Source organism: Sandarakinorhabdus cyanobacteriorum (genome assembly GCF_002251755.1).
In the GTDB taxonomy this organism is placed as follows: Bacteria; Pseudomonadota; Alphaproteobacteria; order Sphingomonadales; family Sphingomonadaceae; genus Sandarakinorhabdus; species Sandarakinorhabdus cyanobacteriorum.
The window spans coordinates 16,044-30,743 of record NZ_NOXT01000071.1; the positions used below are offsets into that span (position 1 = coordinate 16,044).

General features: G+C 65.8%; 16 protein-coding genes. 11 read left to right on the forward strand and 5 right to left on the reverse strand.

Features of this window, described 5'->3' with window-relative positions:
- The first annotated feature begins 45 nt into the window (after positions 1 to 45).
- Both CHU93_RS02535 and CHU93_RS02540 read left to right on the forward strand, forming a co-directional pair.
- On the forward strand, positions 46 to 807 hold the full coding sequence (locus CHU93_RS02535) for an SDR family oxidoreductase (protein WP_094472620.1): 762 nt from the start codon (positions 46 to 48) through the stop codon (positions 805 to 807).
- The gene (locus tag CHU93_RS02540) at positions 807 to 1,232 is read left to right on the forward strand and encodes a dihydroneopterin aldolase (RefSeq protein WP_086117332.1); all 426 of its coding nucleotides are present in this window, start codon (positions 807 to 809) and stop codon (positions 1,230 to 1,232) included. The genes CHU93_RS02535 and CHU93_RS02540 overlap by 1 nt, the downstream gene beginning before the upstream one ends.
- Here CHU93_RS02540 and CHU93_RS02545 read toward each other — a convergent pair.
- Positions 1,229 to 2,035 carry a hypothetical protein gene (locus CHU93_RS02545; RefSeq protein ID WP_133064289.1) on the reverse strand — a complete coding sequence of 269 codons (807 nt, stop codon included), beginning with the start codon at positions 2,033 to 2,035 and terminating at the stop codon, positions 1,229 to 1,231. The genes CHU93_RS02540 and CHU93_RS02545 overlap by 4 nt on opposite strands.
- 264 nt (positions 2,036 to 2,299) lie before the next feature.
- On the opposite strand from CHU93_RS02545, the gene CHU93_RS02550 reads away from it, so the two are divergent.
- The 5 genes from CHU93_RS02550 (at position 2,300) to CHU93_RS02570 (ending at position 5,611) form a co-directional block, all read left to right on the forward strand.
- Complete coding sequence (locus CHU93_RS02550) at positions 2,300 to 2,926, forward strand: energy transducer TonB (protein ID WP_094472622.1); 627 nt, start codon at positions 2,300 to 2,302, stop codon at positions 2,924 to 2,926.
- A gap of 63 nt (positions 2,927 to 2,989) precedes the next feature.
- Positions 2,990 to 3,718 (forward strand): MotA/TolQ/ExbB proton channel family protein, encoded by a 729-nt coding sequence (locus tag CHU93_RS02555; protein WP_086117335.1) that lies wholly within the window; start codon positions 2,990 to 2,992, stop codon positions 3,716 to 3,718.
- Between the two features lie 31 nt (positions 3,719 to 3,749).
- Entirely contained in the window at positions 3,750 to 4,226 is a 477-nt protein-coding gene (locus CHU93_RS02560) for an ExbD/TolR family protein (protein WP_423825887.1), read from the forward strand.
- 56 nt (positions 4,227 to 4,282) lie between these two features.
- Positions 4,283 to 4,705, forward strand: a complete 423-nt coding sequence (locus CHU93_RS02565) for an ExbD/TolR family protein (RefSeq protein WP_094472623.1) — start codon at positions 4,283 to 4,285, stop codon at positions 4,703 to 4,705.
- 138 nt (positions 4,706 to 4,843) lie between these two features.
- Positions 4,844 to 5,611, forward strand: a complete 768-nt coding sequence (locus CHU93_RS02570; protein WP_094472624.1) for an SDR family NAD(P)-dependent oxidoreductase — start codon at positions 4,844 to 4,846, stop codon at positions 5,609 to 5,611.
- Here the strand turns inward: CHU93_RS02570 and CHU93_RS02575 are convergent.
- The gene (locus CHU93_RS02575; protein WP_094472625.1) at positions 5,596 to 6,267 is read right to left on the reverse strand and encodes a PEPxxWA-CTERM sorting domain-containing protein; all 672 of its coding nucleotides are present in this window, start codon (positions 6,265 to 6,267) and stop codon (positions 5,596 to 5,598) included. The two genes, CHU93_RS02570 and CHU93_RS02575, sit on opposite strands and share 16 nt — an antisense overlap.
- A gap of 89 nt (positions 6,268 to 6,356) precedes the next feature.
- Positions 6,357 to 8,150, reverse strand: a complete 1,794-nt coding sequence (locus tag CHU93_RS02580) for an ABC transporter transmembrane domain-containing protein (protein WP_094472626.1) — start codon at positions 8,148 to 8,150, stop codon at positions 6,357 to 6,359.
- A 211-nt stretch (positions 8,151 to 8,361) separates the two neighbouring features.
- Between CHU93_RS02580 and CHU93_RS02585 the strand changes: the two genes are divergently transcribed.
- On the forward strand, positions 8,362 to 9,666 hold the full coding sequence (locus CHU93_RS02585) for a polyhydroxyalkanoate depolymerase (protein WP_094472627.1): 1,305 nt from the start codon (positions 8,362 to 8,364) through the stop codon (positions 9,664 to 9,666).
- 108 nt (positions 9,667 to 9,774) lie between these two features.
- Here the strand turns inward: CHU93_RS02585 and CHU93_RS02590 are convergent, their stop codons facing one another.
- The gene (locus CHU93_RS02590; RefSeq protein ID WP_094472628.1) at positions 9,775 to 11,544 is read right to left on the reverse strand and encodes an ABC-F family ATP-binding cassette domain-containing protein; all 1,770 of its coding nucleotides are present in this window, start codon (positions 11,542 to 11,544) and stop codon (positions 9,775 to 9,777) included.
- A gap of 210 nt (positions 11,545 to 11,754) precedes the next feature.
- Between CHU93_RS02590 and CHU93_RS02595 the strand changes: the two genes are divergently transcribed.
- From CHU93_RS02595 to CHU93_RS02605, 3 genes are read left to right on the forward strand one after another with little or no spacing between them, the layout of a single operon-like run.
- Positions 11,755 to 12,045: a PepSY domain-containing protein gene (locus CHU93_RS02595; protein ID WP_133064290.1), complete on the forward strand. Its 291-nt coding sequence runs from the start codon at positions 11,755 to 11,757 to the stop codon at positions 12,043 to 12,045.
- 34 nt (positions 12,046 to 12,079) lie between these two features.
- The gene (locus CHU93_RS02600) at positions 12,080 to 12,742 is read left to right on the forward strand and encodes a response regulator transcription factor (RefSeq protein WP_086117343.1); all 663 of its coding nucleotides are present in this window, start codon (positions 12,080 to 12,082) and stop codon (positions 12,740 to 12,742) included.
- A 43-nt stretch (positions 12,743 to 12,785) separates the two neighbouring features.
- On the forward strand, positions 12,786 to 14,099 hold the full coding sequence (locus CHU93_RS02605) for a sensor histidine kinase (protein WP_086117344.1): 1,314 nt from the start codon (positions 12,786 to 12,788) through the stop codon (positions 14,097 to 14,099).
- Here CHU93_RS02605 and CHU93_RS17855 read toward each other — a convergent pair.
- Positions 14,077 to 14,604 carry a PEPxxWA-CTERM sorting domain-containing protein gene (locus CHU93_RS17855; protein ID WP_094472630.1) on the reverse strand — a complete coding sequence of 176 codons (528 nt, stop codon included), beginning with the start codon at positions 14,602 to 14,604 and terminating at the stop codon, positions 14,077 to 14,079. The genes CHU93_RS02605 and CHU93_RS17855 overlap by 23 nt on opposite strands.
- Positions 14,605 to 14,700: the final 96 nt, after the last annotated feature.

Consider the following 14,700-nt stretch of genomic DNA (forward strand, 5'->3'; position numbering starts at 1 on the left):
CTGCACGTTGCGCTTGGCGCCGCAAAGCCCTAGGCGGCGCGGGCCATGAGCATGCTGCCCACCCAGACTGCGATCATCACCGGCGGTGCCAAGCGCATCGGTGGCGCCATCAGCCGTGCGCTGGCGGCCGATGGCTGGCATGTGCTGATCCATTGCAACAGCAGCCGGGCCGAGGCCGAGGCGCTGGCCGCCAGCCTGCCGCATGCCAGCGTGGTGGCTGCCGATCTGGCCGATCCGGCGGCCGCAGACGTGATCATGGCGGCCACCGCCGGCCTGCCGCCGGCGCGGCTGCTGGTGAACAGCGCCAGCCGCTTTGTCTATGACCGGATCGAGGATTTTGGCCCGGCGGATTTCGATATCCACATGGCAGTGAACTTGCGCGCGCCGGCGCTGCTGACCCGCGCCTTTGCCGCCGCACTGCCGGACACGCTGGATACGGCGGCGCTGGTGGTCAATCTGCTGGATGCCAAGCTGGCCAGCCTGAACCCGGATTTCTTCACCTACACGCTGTCGAAGATCGGCTTTGCCGGGCTGACCGAGCTGACGGCGCGCAGCTATGCGCCGCGCCTGCGCTGTGTGGGCATCGCACCGGCCGTCACCCTGGTGTCTGGCCCGCAGAGCCGCGAAAATTTCGAAGCCGTGCACGGCATGAACCCGCTGGGCCGCGGCGTGACGGTGGACGAGATCGTCACCGCGCTGCGCTTCATCATTGCCACCCCCACCTTCAACGCGCAGACCATCGTGCTGGATGGCGGGCAACGCCTGCTTGGCCTGCCCCGCGACGTTGCCCATTTGGTTGATCTGTGATGCCTGATGCCACCCCGACACCGACCTTCATCGAACCACTGGCCCCCGGCCTGGTGCCGCCGCAGCTGGCGATCCGCACCCGCAAGATCTTTCTGGAGGATTTCGACCTGCCGGTGGACATCGGCTTTCACGATTTCGAGGTGGGCAGCCCGCAAACCCTGCGCATGAACATCGAGGTGTGGGTTGATGCGGCGCACTTCCCGCGCACCGACACGGTGAACGAGGCGTGGGATTATGATTTCCTGCGCATGGCGGTGCTTCGGCTGGTCGAGGGCCGCCGGTTCAACCTGCAGGAAACCGTTGCCCATGCCATCTTCGATCTGGTCGCCGCGCGCGCTGGGGTGGTGGCGGTGCGGGTTTCGACGCGCAAGCCCGATGTCTACCCCGACTGCAAGGCTGTTGGCGTGGAGCTGTCGAGCTTCTAACCGGTTCGGCCACAGGGCCCCAGGCTGGCCAGCGCATCGCGCCAGTCGCGGGCCAGCGCGGGATCCGTGCCGCCCGCCGCCGCCGGGAGGGTGGCCGGCAGGAAGCAGGCCAACCGATACCAGAGCAGGGTGTTTGGCCGCACGCGTTCGGCCGATTCGTCGATGATGTCGCCGCGCGCCACCAGCACGCGCCGCACCTCGCCCGGGCGGTTCTGCACCACCAGCATGACGGGCCGGCCATCGCGGCTGGTCAGGAAGAACTGGCTTTCGCTCTCGCCGGGGATGGTGCCATCCGCCCGGAAACCGCTGGTGACGCCGTTGATGACCGGCACAGTGCCCGTGCGATTCTCGGCCAGGATCGCCCGCACCTGATCGGCCAGCGCCGGATCCCAGGGCTGCACGGCGCGGCTGGAGATCAGCCGGGTGGCGCCACTGGCATCCGGTGGGCCAAGAAAGGCCAGAATTTCCATCGCCTTGACGTTGGGCACCCTGGCTCGCGCATCGATTGGTGCATCCCACAGGAACGACAGCGTGGCCGCGATCGGCCCCGGCGCCAGCAACGGATTGCTCACCGCGGCGGTGACGGTGAGCCGGACCCGGCCGGCCGGTGCCACCCCGGCCGTGCGGGCCGGAGCGGCGCTGGCGCGGGTGATGGTCGCCCGCACGATCATGGGGGCGGCCAGCGTGAGATCGGCCACATCGGCAAAGCCGGCCAGCCGGCCCGGCCCGGTGGCGGGCTGTGCCGCCAGGGGGGCAGTGTTCAGCTGGGAAATCAGCAGCATGGTAAGAACGGGGGCACGCATGCGGCCATGGTATCGGTGACCGCACCTGCGGCGCAAGCATTGTGGCAGCCCGACGCGGCGAATGGAGCGAAACAGGCCCGCAAATTGACGTAGGTGGGCGAATGCGGGCGAGAATGTGGCAAAAAGCCGGTTGCGGCAGGCCAAAGCTTGTGGCTAGAGAGGTGGCGAGGGATGACGCTGGGTCTGAGGGGGGTCCTCTGTCCGCGGCTTTCCCAGTCATGAGGGAGTGCCAAACCAGCCATGTCGTACATGGACCAACCTGGGATGAGCAAGAACCGGCAGATCGCGCTGGCAGCTGTGGCTGCCCTGCACGTTCTGCTTGGCTATGCCATCGTCAATGGCTTCGCGATCAAGGTCGTCAAGAAGATCATGGAGCCGATCGAAGCGGTGGATGTGAAGGAAGAGGCGCCGCCGCCGGAAGAGCCGCCGCCACCGCCGCCGCAGGACATCGAAATTCCGCCTTATGTGCCGCCGCCCGCGGTGACCGTTGCGTCTGATGCCCCGACCAACGCCATCACCACCCAGTCGGAAGTGGCCCGTCCGGAACCGCCGCGTGTTGCGCCCCCGGCCCCGCCGGCCGAACCGGCTCCGCCGGCCGTTGCGCCCACCCCGGCCACCCCGAAGGGTCGCGGCAACGTCATCTCCACCGACGATTATCCCAGCGCCTCGCGTGCCGCCGAAGAAGAAGGCGTGGTGCGCGTGAGCTATGTGATCGGCGAGGATGGCCGCGTGAGCGCGTGCGAAGTTGCGCAGACCAGCGGTTTCAGCCGTCTGGACGACGCCACCTGCAAGATCATCATGCGCCGCTGGCGGTTCAACCCGGCGACCCGCGATGGCAAGCCGGTGGCCGAACGCAAGATCCAGCCGGTTCGCTGGAAGCTCGAAGGCTGATTTTCAACCAGACCGGCCTGGCCGCAGCCAGCCTGGATCAAGAATAACCGAGGGAAGAGAACAATGCAGACTGAAGCCGCTGAAAATCCGTATGGCCTGATGGCCGCCCTGGAGCAGGGTGGTGTCATTGCCTGGGCCGTGTTCATCATGATGGTGGTCATGTCGCTGTCCAGCTGGTTCGTGATCATCACCAAGTATCTGGATCAGCGCAAGATTCTGGCCGAAGCCGCCGAACTGGAAAAGAAGTTCTGGTCGGCCTCCGACATCAAGACCGGTGCTGCCAAGCTCGACAAGAATTCGCCGTTCCGCCAGATCGTTGACGATGGCCTGCGCGCTGCCGATCACCACGAAGGCCGCCTGACCGACAAGATCGATCAGCACGAGTGGGTGACGATGGCCCTGAACCGTTCGAACGCTGCCATCAGCGGCAAGCTGTCGACTGGCTTCTCCTGGCTGGCCTCGGTCGGTTCGACCTCGCCGTTCGTCGGTCTGTTCGGCACCGTCGTCGGCATCTATCGCGCTCTGATCAACATCGGTCTGGCCGGCCAGGCCTCGATCGACAAGGTCGCCGGCCCGGTGGGTGAAGCGCTGATCATGACCGCCCTGGGTCTGGCCGTCGCCGTTCCGGCCGTGCTGGGTTACAACTGGCTGATCCGTCGCAACAAGGATGTGGCTGACCGCCTGAACAACTTCACCGCCGACGTGCACGGCGCGCTGGTTTCGGGTGCCCGCATCGAGCGTCCGAAGGCTGCTGCCCCGGCTGCTGCTCCGGCTCCTGCCGCCAAGAAGTGATCGGCCTGATCACGACTGAGGAGACAGTCCGATGGGCATGAGTGTCGGAAACGACAGCGGTGGCGATGATGCCCCGATGAACGAGATCAACACGACGCCGCTGGTCGACGTCATGCTGGTCCTCCTGATCATCTTCCTGATCACCGTTCCCGTTGTCATCCAGACCGTGCCGCTCACGCTGCCGACGGTGACCAACCTGCCAACCACCACGAAGCCGGAAAACGTGCTGATTTCGGTGGACGGCAATTGCGATACCTACTGGGGCCAGACCAAGGTCGATACCAAGCAGGAACTGCTGGATCGCGGTGTGGACGCCCTGAAGAAGGAAATCGCCCGCCAGGAAGCCTTGGGTGCCAAGGTGGAACTGCCGGAGGTGCATATCCGCGGTGACAAGGACGTGGCCTATCGCTGCATTGGTGGGGTTGTCTTCACCATGCAGCGGGCCGGGTTTCTGAAGGTCGGGTTCATTTCGGAACCGACCCCGGGCAACGTGACGCGCGATTTTTGATGTGATTGCAGGGGCTGGCCTCGCGCCGGCCCCCGCCAGAAACAGGAGTATGCCCCATGGGCATGTCAGTTGGTGGTGGCGGCGGTGAAGACGCCCCGATGGGAGAAATGAACACGACGCCGTTGATCGACGTCATGCTCGTTCTGCTCATCATGTTCATCATCACCATCCCGGTGCAGACCCATGCCGTGAAGCTGGATCTGCCGCCGCCGAACCCGAACCCGAGCGATGTTGATCCGGAATTCAACCAGATCGAGATCGATTTCCTGAACAATATCTATTGGAACAAGCAGGAAGTCGATCTGCCGACCCTGCAGGGCTATCTGAACCAGGCCGCCAAGATGCCGGATCCGCCGGAACTGCGCCTGCGCCCGGAAGCCGAAGCCAAGTATGAACTGGTGGACAAGGTGATGGCGGCTGCCCAGCAGGCCGGCATCGAGAAGATGGGTTTTGTGGGCAACGAAGCCTACGCGAACTGATCTTCGGCTGAATTTGCCAGCAGGAACAAAGGGCGGGGCCAAAAGCTCCGCCCTTTTTCGTGTTTGCTGGCCCCCACAATCGCGCAGTTACACCGGTTGGCCAGCGGCCCTACGCTGTTGGCAGAAGGGGAGTGGGATATGGAGCGGTTGACGGGGAAGGTGGCGCTGGTCACGGGCGCCGGATCGGGCATTGGCGCGGCGGCGGCGCGGCGGCTGGCGCAGGATGGTGCGGCGGTGTTGTTGACCGATATTGATGCCGCCGCCGGGGACGAAACGGCCCAAAGCGTGGCCGCTGGTGGCGGCCGGGTGGCCTTTTGCGCGCACGACGTGACCGATTCTGCGGCATGGGTGGCCGCGGTGGCGCGGGCGGTGGCCGAATTCGGCCGGCTCAACATATTGGTGAACAATGCCGGGATTTCCGGCGGCCGCCACGAGCTGCTGGACCATAGTCTGGAGGCGTGGCGGCAGATATTGGCGGTCAATCTGGATGGCGTGTTCCTGGGCCTGCGCCACGCCGGGCCGCAGATCGCGGCGGCGGGTGGCGGCAGCGTGATCAACATCAGCTCGATCCTGGGCAAGGTCGGGCTGGGCGGGGCGGCAGCCTATTGCGCGTCAAAAGGCGCGGTGACGTTGCTCAGCAAGGCGGCGGCGCTGGAATGGGCGCCGCTCAATATCCGGGTGAACAGCGTGCATCCCGGCTTCATCGACACGCCGCTGGTGAGCAATGCGCTGGCGACCCGGGAGGATGGCAACGAGATGCGCGTGGCGTTGATGGCGGCGCACCCGCTCGGCCGCTTTGGCCTGCCGCGCGAGATTGGCGATGCCATCGCCTTTCTGGCCAGCGACGAGTCCAGCTTCATGACGGGCGCCGAGCTGGTGGTGGACGGCGGCTACACCGCGCAATAGCGGCGGCGCAAGGCTGCCTGTCGCGCCCGTCGGCGGGCGACAGCACCAACCAGGCCAAAGCCGGCAATCAGCAGCGCCCAGCTGGCCGGTTCGGGCACCGCCGCAATCTTCAGACGGCCTTCCTGCACCAGCCGCTGGCCGCCGGCGTTGGCATTGCCCTGCACGAAGGCGGTGAAGCCGATATCCCAGCGCCCATCGGGCCGCAGATTGGCCGAGGCGCTGCCAATGTCGAAGACATGGCTGCAACCACCACAGCCGTTGGCGAGGCTGATGCTGGTGCGGCCGGCGCTGCGCAGCCGTACCGGCGTGTCGCTGATGAAACTGGCTTCCAGAAGATAATCATTGGCCAACGGGCCACCGATGTCGCTGCCCTGCCAGAGATCGAAACGATAGCGGAGGCTGTTGCCGGTGATGCTGATGGCGAAGCCGCCGTTGGCATACCGCCCGCCATAGGGGAGGGTGAGGCAATATTCTTCCTGCCCGTCGCAGGCACTGTAGTCGCTGAACCCGAAGCTGCCGGTCTGCAGGCCGCTCCCCAGCGCCGCGCTCGTGCTGCCGGTGCCCTGAATGTCGATGCTGCCGCGATCAAAGCTGATCTGTGCCGAAGCTGGCGCCGCCGCCAGCAACAGCAGTGCTGCATATCCCGTTGCGTTCATGGCCTGACCCCATCTGGTGAGGCCAGCATGGTGCGCCACGACAGCGCTCCCGGCCATAGGGGTCCACCCCCATCACGTTTTCAACAGGGTCAGGCGGCGATCTGGTCGAACTGCAGCTTGGCGAGGCGGGCATAGAGGCCGCCAGCGGCGAGCAGACTGTCGTGGGTGCCGGTGGCGACGATGCGGCCCTTGTCCATCACGACGATCCTGTCTGCATTGCGGACGGTGGCGAGGCGGTGTGCGATGACGAGGGTGGTGCGATTCTTCATCAGCTCGTCCAGCGCGGCCTGGACCAGGCGTTCGCTTTCGGCGTCGAGCGCGCTGGTCGCTTCATCGAGCAGCAGCACCGGGGCATCGCGCAGGATGGCACGGGCGATGGCAAGCCGCTGGCGCTGGCCGCCGGACAGGCGGGTGCCGCTTTCGCCGAGGAGGCTGTGGATGCCTTCGGGCAGTTCCTTCAGGAACTGATCGGCGTGGGCGGCTTCGGCGGCGGCCCACACCTGTGCTTCGGTGGCTTCGGGGCGGCCATAGCGGATATTTTCGAGCGCGCTGGCCGCGAAGATCACGGTTTCCTGCGGCACGACGGCGAGGCGCTGGCGGATCCCCTGCGGATCGGCGGCGGTATAGGCCACGCCATCCAGCGCCAGGCTGCCGGCCTCGGGATCATAGAAGCGCTGCACCAGCTGGAACAGCGTGGACTTGCCAGCGCCCGAGGGGCCGACGACGGCCACGGTTTCGCCCGGTTCGACCGTGAGGGTGAAATCCTTCAGCGCCGCGACATCGGGCTTGGACGGATAATGGAAGCGCACATGGCTGAATTCCAGCCGGCCGTGCGGCGGCTGCGGCAGGGCGGTGGGCTGATCGGGGGCGCGGATCAGCGGGCGGGCATTGAGCAATTCTTCCATCCGGCCCGAAGCGCCGGCGGCCCGCATGAAATCGCCATAGACTTCGGTGAGCGTGCCGAAGGCGCCGGCGACGATGGCGGCGGCGAAGACGAAGGCTGCGATGGCCCCGCCCGAAAGCGTGCCATCGATGACATCAAGGGCGCCGCGCCACAGCACCAGCGTGATGGCGCCGAACACCAGGCTGATCACCAGCGCCGTCATGGTGGCGCGCAAGCGGATGCGGCGCTTGGCGGTATCGAAACTGCGTTCAACGGCGGCACCAAAGCGCGCGGCCTCGCGGCCTTCCTGGGTGAAGGCCTGGACGATGCGGATGGCGCCCAGCACTTCGGAGACCATGGTGCCGATATCGGCGACCCGATCCTGGCTGGTGCGGGAAATGTCGCGCACGCGGCGGCCGAGCAGCAGGATCGGCCCCATGGTGAGCGGGATGACCAGCAGCATGAGCAGGGTGAGCTTTGGCGAGACCCAGAACATGTAGCCGATGCCGCCGATGCCCATCACCGTGTTGCGCAGCGCCAGGCTGGCCGAAGTGCCGACCACCTGTTCGATGATGGCGGTATCAGAGGTGATGCGGCTGGCGATTTCGGCCGGGCGGTTGGTTTCGAAGAACACCGGATCCAGGCCGATCAGATGGGTTTGCACCGCCTTGCGCAGATCGGCCACCACGCGTTCGCCAATCCACGACACGAAGAAGAAGCGCACGGCCGTGGCCGCGCCCAGAAAGGCGGTGAGGCCGAGCAGGCCGGCGAAATAGGGGGTGATGGCGGCGGGATCGCTGCCACGGGCAAAGCCGTTGTCCACCACCATCTTGAGGCCCTGCGGGATGGCCAGCGTGGTCAGCGCGGCGATGCCGAGCGCCGCCAGCGCACAGGCCAGCTGCACCGGATAGGCGCGGGCGAAGCGCCACAGCAGCTTCAGGCGGGAGAGTTTGCGCTCGGCCGGAGGCGGGAGCGGCGGTTTCGGCGGACGGGAAGCCATGGCGGCTGATAACAGGGGTTTGAGCGCGGCTCAATGGCTGTGGTGGGGCGATGACCGGCGGGAGGCGCGACATTCCCACACGGTGCAAAGCCGCCGCCGCTGCCACATTGCGGCAGTTTCATGGGGCTGTGTTGGCGTTTGCGGTTTATGCTGCACTGCGATATGGCCCCGCATGGGTGGTGGTGCCGGTTGGCCAGAAGGAATGCAAGCGATGCTCTACACCGCGCACGAGATGCAGAAGGCCTGGTTGGCCGGGCTGGGCATGGCCGCCACGCAAGGATCAAACTGGCTGCTGGCAGCATCCAACCCCTGGGCGTGGAGCCCGGCGGCGCCGGTGATGGCGCGGGCGCTGGAGGTGTTTGCCCATAGTGTCGAGGTGCGCGGCAAGCCGCCCTTTGGCCTGAATGCCACCATCATCGATGGCGCTTCGGTGCCGGTTTCGGAAGAAATCGTGCTGAGGAAGCCCTTTGGCCAGTTGAAGCGCTTCCGCCGCGGGGTGAGCGGCCGCAAGGACCCGCGCATCCTGATCGTGGCGCCGATGTCGGGCCATTATGCCACGCTGCTGCGCGGCACGGTGGAGCGGCTGCTGCCGGATCACGAGGTGTATATCACCGATTGGCGCGATGCCCGGATGGTACCGGTGGCCGAGGGGCGGTTCGACCTGAATGACTATGTTGATTATCTGATCGAATTTCTCGAGCTGCTGGGCCCCGATACCCATATGCTGGCGGTGTGCCAGCCATCGGTGCCGGCGCTGGCCGCCGTTGCCTTGATGAACGAGGATGACCATCCCTGCACGCCGCCCAGCCTGACAATGATGGGCGGGCCGGTGGACACGCGGAAGGCGCCGACGGCGGTGAACGAGCTGGCGTTCAAGCGGCCCTTTGCCTGGTTCGAGCAGATGGTGATCCAGCAGGTGCCCGAGATGTATCCGGGCGCCGGGCGCAGCGTCTATCCCGGTTATCTGCAATTGTCTGGCTTCATGTCGATGAACCTTGCCAACCACATGAAATCCCATTGGGAAATGTTCAAGCATCTGGTGGCGGGCGACGAGGAATCGGCCGAGGCGACCAAGGCCTTTTACGATGAATATCGCGCCGTGTGCGACATGACGGCGGAATTTTATCTGCAGACAATCGACATGGTGTTCCAGCGCCAGGCACTGGCCACGGGCAGTTTCGATCATCGCGGCCGCATCGCCGATCCGGGCAAGATCACCCGCACCGCGCTGTTGGCCATCGAAGGCGAGCGGGATGATATTTCTGGCCTGGGCCAGACCAAGGCGGCGCTCGATCTGGCGGTGAATTTGGCCGACGAGAAGAAGCAATATCATCTGGCGCTGGGCGCCGGCCATTATGGCATTTTCAACGGCAGCAAATGGCGGAACACGATCGCCCCGGTGGTGGAGGCGTTTGTGCGCACCCATGACAGCGGCCGGGTGGCGCCAGCGCCGCTGCGCGTGGTGGTGCCGCGCCATGTCGAGCCAGAGGTGCCGCCGGGGGTTGAGGTGGCGTAAGCGCAGTTGGGGGTGTTCTCAGGCTCGCCCCCGGCGCCAGCGGATTGCGTCGGCTGGTGGACCCACCCCCAACCCCTCCCGCGAGCGGGAGGGGAGCTGTTTGCGAACTCAGCCGGCCAGTTGCTCTTCCAGTTCGGCGAGTTCCAGCCAGCGCAGCTCGGCGGTTTCCAGCGTTTCGCGCAGGCGATCAAGCTCGGCGGTGAGGCTTGCGAAGCGGGCCGGGTTTTTTGTGTAGAGGTCGGGATCAGCCAGCGCGGCTTCGCGGGTGGCGATATCCTTGTTCAGCGCTTCGATGCGGGTGGGCAGATCGGCCAGTTCGCGCGCGTCCTTGTAGCTCAACTTGCTGGCCTTTTTCGGCGCAGGCGTGGGCGTGGGGGTGGCCTTGGGCTTGGGGGCGCTGGTCGCCGCCTGCTGGCGGGCGGCCCAGTCGCTCCAGCCGCCGACGCTGATCTCGGCCTTGCCGTTGCCATCGAGGGCGACGATCATCGTCACCACCCGATCCAGGAAGGCGCGATCGTGGCTGACCAGCAGCACGGTGCCGTCATAATCGCCGATCACCTCCTCGATCAGGTCGAGCGTTTCCATGTCGAGATCGTTGGTGGGTTCATCGAGCACCATCAGGGTTGAGGGCGTCGCAAATTCGCGGGCCAGCAGCAGGCGCGATTGTTCGCCGCCCGACAGGGTTTCGGCCGCGGCATCCAGGATGCCGGCATCGAAGAGATATTCCTTCAGATAGCCGGCAACATGTTTCTTGGCGCCGTTCACCTCCAGCCATTCGCCGCCATCGGCCAGCACCTCGCGCACGGTCCGGCCTTTCAGGCGCTGGCGATGCTGATCGATGATGGTGGGGGCGAGGTTGGCGCTGCGCCGGATCTCGCCGCTGTCGGGCGCCAACTTCCCGAGCAGCAGCTTGATCAGCGTGGATTTGCCGGCGCCGTTGGGGCCGATGATGCCGATGCGATCGCCCTTGCGCACCCGCAGCGACAGATCGTGCACGATGGCGCGCGGCCCGAAGGCGAGGCTGATGCCGCGGGCATCGATTAGGATTTTCGAGCCGGGATCGCTCGATTCGGTGGTGATGCGGGCGCTGGTCGGGCCACGATCAAGGCTGCGGCGGGTTTCGCGCAGTTCCATCAGCTTGGCGAGCCGGCCCATGTTGCGCTTGCGCCTGGCGGTGACGCCGCGCTGCAGCCAATGCTCCTCGGCCCGCAGTTTCGTGTCGAGGCGCTGGGCCGTGCGCTCCTCCTCGGCGGCGACGGCATCGGCCCAGGCATCAAAGCCGCCAAAGCCCACCTCGGCGCGGCGGAGTGTGCCGCGATCCAGCCAGAGGCAGTTCTTCGTCAGGCTGGTGAGGAAGGCGCGATCATGGCTGATGACGACGAGTGCGCAGCGGCTGCGTTCCAGCCAGGATTCGAGCCATTCGATGGCGGCGATGTCGAGATGGTTGGTCGGCTCGTCGAGCAGCAGCAGGTCGGGCGCTTCGGCCAGCACGCGCACCAGGGCGGCGCGGCGGCGCTCCCCACCTGAGGCGGTGGTGGCCGGGCGGGCGAGATCGATGCCAAGCTGATCGGCGAGCGCTGCCACTTCATGATCGGCGGCGCCGCCGGCGAGGGCATAATCGCCCAGCGTGGCAAATGCCGCCATGGGCGGATCCTGCTCCAGCCGGCCGATGCGCAAGCCGCTGGCGGTGGCTCTGCGGCCGGCATCAGCCTCGATCGTGCCGTCGATGATCTTCTGCAGGGTGGATTTGCCGGCGCCGTTGCGGCCGATGAGGGCCAGCCTGTCGCGCGCGTCGATGGTGAGCGACAGGCCATCAAAGAGCCAGCCGGCACCATTTTTGAGACCGACGGATTCGAGCGTGAGAATGGGTTCGGGCATGATGGCATGGCCAGTGGGACAAGCCGATCAGGCTGGCAAGGGGGATTGACCGCAGCTTGCCAAGCGCTTGTGTCATTTGCACTTGTTGCAGCTATGACAGACTTGATGCAAGACCGGTTAAGTGCAATTGGCTGTTCGGCGTTCAGAGGCTGTTCAATCAGTCCAGACCAAGGTGGGGGCTCGAACCTGGTTGAGTTGGATGAGGTGATCGTGCGTTCCAGTAGCAAGATCCTGTGGCTGGCCGGCGTGGCCGGCATCGTGGCATCGTCGGCGGCGGCGTCGCCCAATGATGTGCAGGATTTGCGGCGGGCGGGCGAAATCATGCCGTTCGATGTGATCCAGCGCCGGGTCGTGCAGGAAACACCGGGCGAATATATGGGTTCGCAGTTCGATCCGGGCACCCGCCGTTACCGTTTCCGGTTCATGCGGGATGGCAATGTGATCAATGTTGATGTCGATGCGCGCACGGGGGAACGCGTGCGCCAGCGGCAGAGTTTCTGACCGGGTTGCCACGATAACCAAGACGGAGTGGGGCATGCGAGTTTTGGTGGTGGAAGATGAGCCGAACCTGCGGCGGCAGCTGAAGAATGTGCTGGAACAGGCTGGTTATGCAGTTGATTCGGCCGGTGATGGCGAGGAAGGCCATTATCTGGGCGCCAACGAGACCTATGACGCTGTCGTGCTGGACCTGGGCTTGCCCGAGGTGGACGGTTTGACCGTGCTGGACCGCTGGCGGCGGGAAGGCCGCACCATGCCGGTGCTGGTGCTGACGGCGCGCGACAGCTGGGCCGACAAGGTGGCCGGGCTGGATGCGGGGGCGGATGATTATCTGGCCAAGCCGTTCCAGATCGAGGAGCTGGTGGCGCGGTTGCGGGCGCTGATCCGCCGTTCGGCCGGCAAGGCGACTTCGGAATTGACCGCCGGCGGCGTGCGGCTGGATGGCCGTTCCGGCCGGGTGACGTTGAACGGCGAGCCGGTGAAGATGACGGCGCAGGAGTTCAAGCTCTTGAGTTATCTGATGCACCACAAGGGCAAGGTGGTGAGTCGCACCGAGTTGATCGAGCATATCTATGATCAGGATTTTGATCGCGACTCCAACACGATCGAGGTGTTCATCACCCGCATCCGCAAGAAACTGGGTGCCGATCTCATCCTGACCACGCGCGGCCTTGGCTACAGTCTCAACGACCAGATCTGAGGCGTCGCCGCCGGTTTCGACCGGCCGGTCGCTGCGTCGCCGCATGATCCTGATCGCGGCGGCTTGGATCACCGTGCTGCTGGCCCTGGGCGGCTTTGCGCTGGATCGGGTGCTGGCCGATACGCTGCGTTCCAGTTTTGACGAGCAATTGGCCAGCAATCTGAAGGCGATGATCAACACGGCCGAGCTGGACGAGGTGGGCGAGGTGCGCCTGCTGCGCCAGCTGGGGGATCAGCGCTTTTCCGAGCCCTATTCCGGGCTGTATTGGCAGATCAGCGGGCGCGGCATGGCGACCTTTCCGTCGCGCAGCCTGTGGGATCGGCAATTGCCGCTGCAGCCGCGCGGCGCCGATTGCCGGCAGCCCTGCGTGTATGATTCGGTGGTGTTCGCCGGCGAGCCGCTGCGCATCATGGGCCGCAGCGTGCGGTTGCCGGGCGCCCGGACCAGTTTCTATTTCCAGGTGGCGCAATCCAGCCGCGATCTGGAACGGCAGCTGGCCCGCACCCGATCCATCCTGTTCTGGTCGCTGACCGTGCTGGGCCTGGGCCTGATCGGCATGGCGGGGTTGCAATCCACCTATGGCCTGGCGCCGCTGCGCCGGGTTTCCGATGCCATTGCCGCCATCCGCAGCGGCCGGGCGCAGCGGGTGCAGGCGCGCTTTCCGGTGGAGGTGGCACCGCTGGTGGCCGAGATCAACGAGTTGCTGGCCCATGGCGAGGCCCAGGCCGAAGCGGCGCGCCGCCACGCCGGCAATCTGGCCCATGCCCTGAAGACACCGATGAGCGTGCTGGTGGGGGAGGCGCAGGGGCGGGATGATGCGCTGGCCAAGGCCGTGGAGGCGCAGGTGCAGGTGATGCGCCGGCATGTCGATCACCAGTTGGCCCGGGCCCGCGCCGCCGGCCGCCGCGCCGCCAGCACGGCGCGCACGCCGGTGTGGCCGGTGGTGGAGGCGATCGCCCGCACGGTGGAGCGCATCCATCACGGCCGGGTGACGATCGATCTGGCCGGCGACAAGGCGGTGGAGTTTCGGGGTGAACGCCAGGATCTGGAAGAGATGCTGGGCAATCTGATCGAGAATGCCGCCATCCATGGCGGTGGCCGCGCCTTTGTCACCATCGAGGCGGCCGACCGCATGCTGCGCATTCTGGTGGAGGATGACGGCCATGGCATCCCGGAGGCCGCCCGCGCGCGCCTGTTCCAGCGCGGCGAACGGCTGGACACCGACAAGCCGGGCACCGGGCTGGGCCTGGCCATCGTCGCCGAAGTGGCCGATCTTTACGGTGGTCGGGTCGATCTGGCCGAATCGGAGGATCTGGGCGGCCTGCTGGTGACGCTCAGCCTGCCACGCGCGGAATAGCCCGGCGCCGCCGCGCGACTGCGCCGACCAGGCCGAACCCGGCAATCAGCATGGCCCAGCTGTCAGGCTCGGGCACGCCACTCACCACCTGCATCGGCGGGCCGTTGCTGGTGACGGTGAAGCCACTGGAGGTTGGTGCCACGCTGATCAACGGATCAACAAAGGCGTGGGCGGTGCCGTTGCGCAACGTGCCGGCACCGCCAACACTGATGCTGTAACGGTCGGGTTGGCGCTGCTCCACCGCCGCTCCCATATTCAGTGTGTAATCGCGGTTGGGCAGCATGTAGAAGATGAAATCCGTGACGTCCCAGCCGGCCGGACCCTTTATGCCACTGGTGCAGTTGAAGGTCGAGCCCGTGCAGGATTCGGCATAGAACTGAAAGGCGATCGGCAGATAATAGTCGAAGCTGTGCAGGGGGTCCGGTGTCATGTGCAGGCTGGCTGTCGCCCGGTAAAATCCGCTGGTGGTGGTAAAGCCCTTGGCGGTTAGCCGCATTTCCACCATGCCAAAGGCATTGAGCGGGCCATTGCCGTCAACGCGAACGCCGAACTGAAAGCCGCCAACCCGCCTTATTCATGAGCCTTCCTGTCAGGGCGTTGC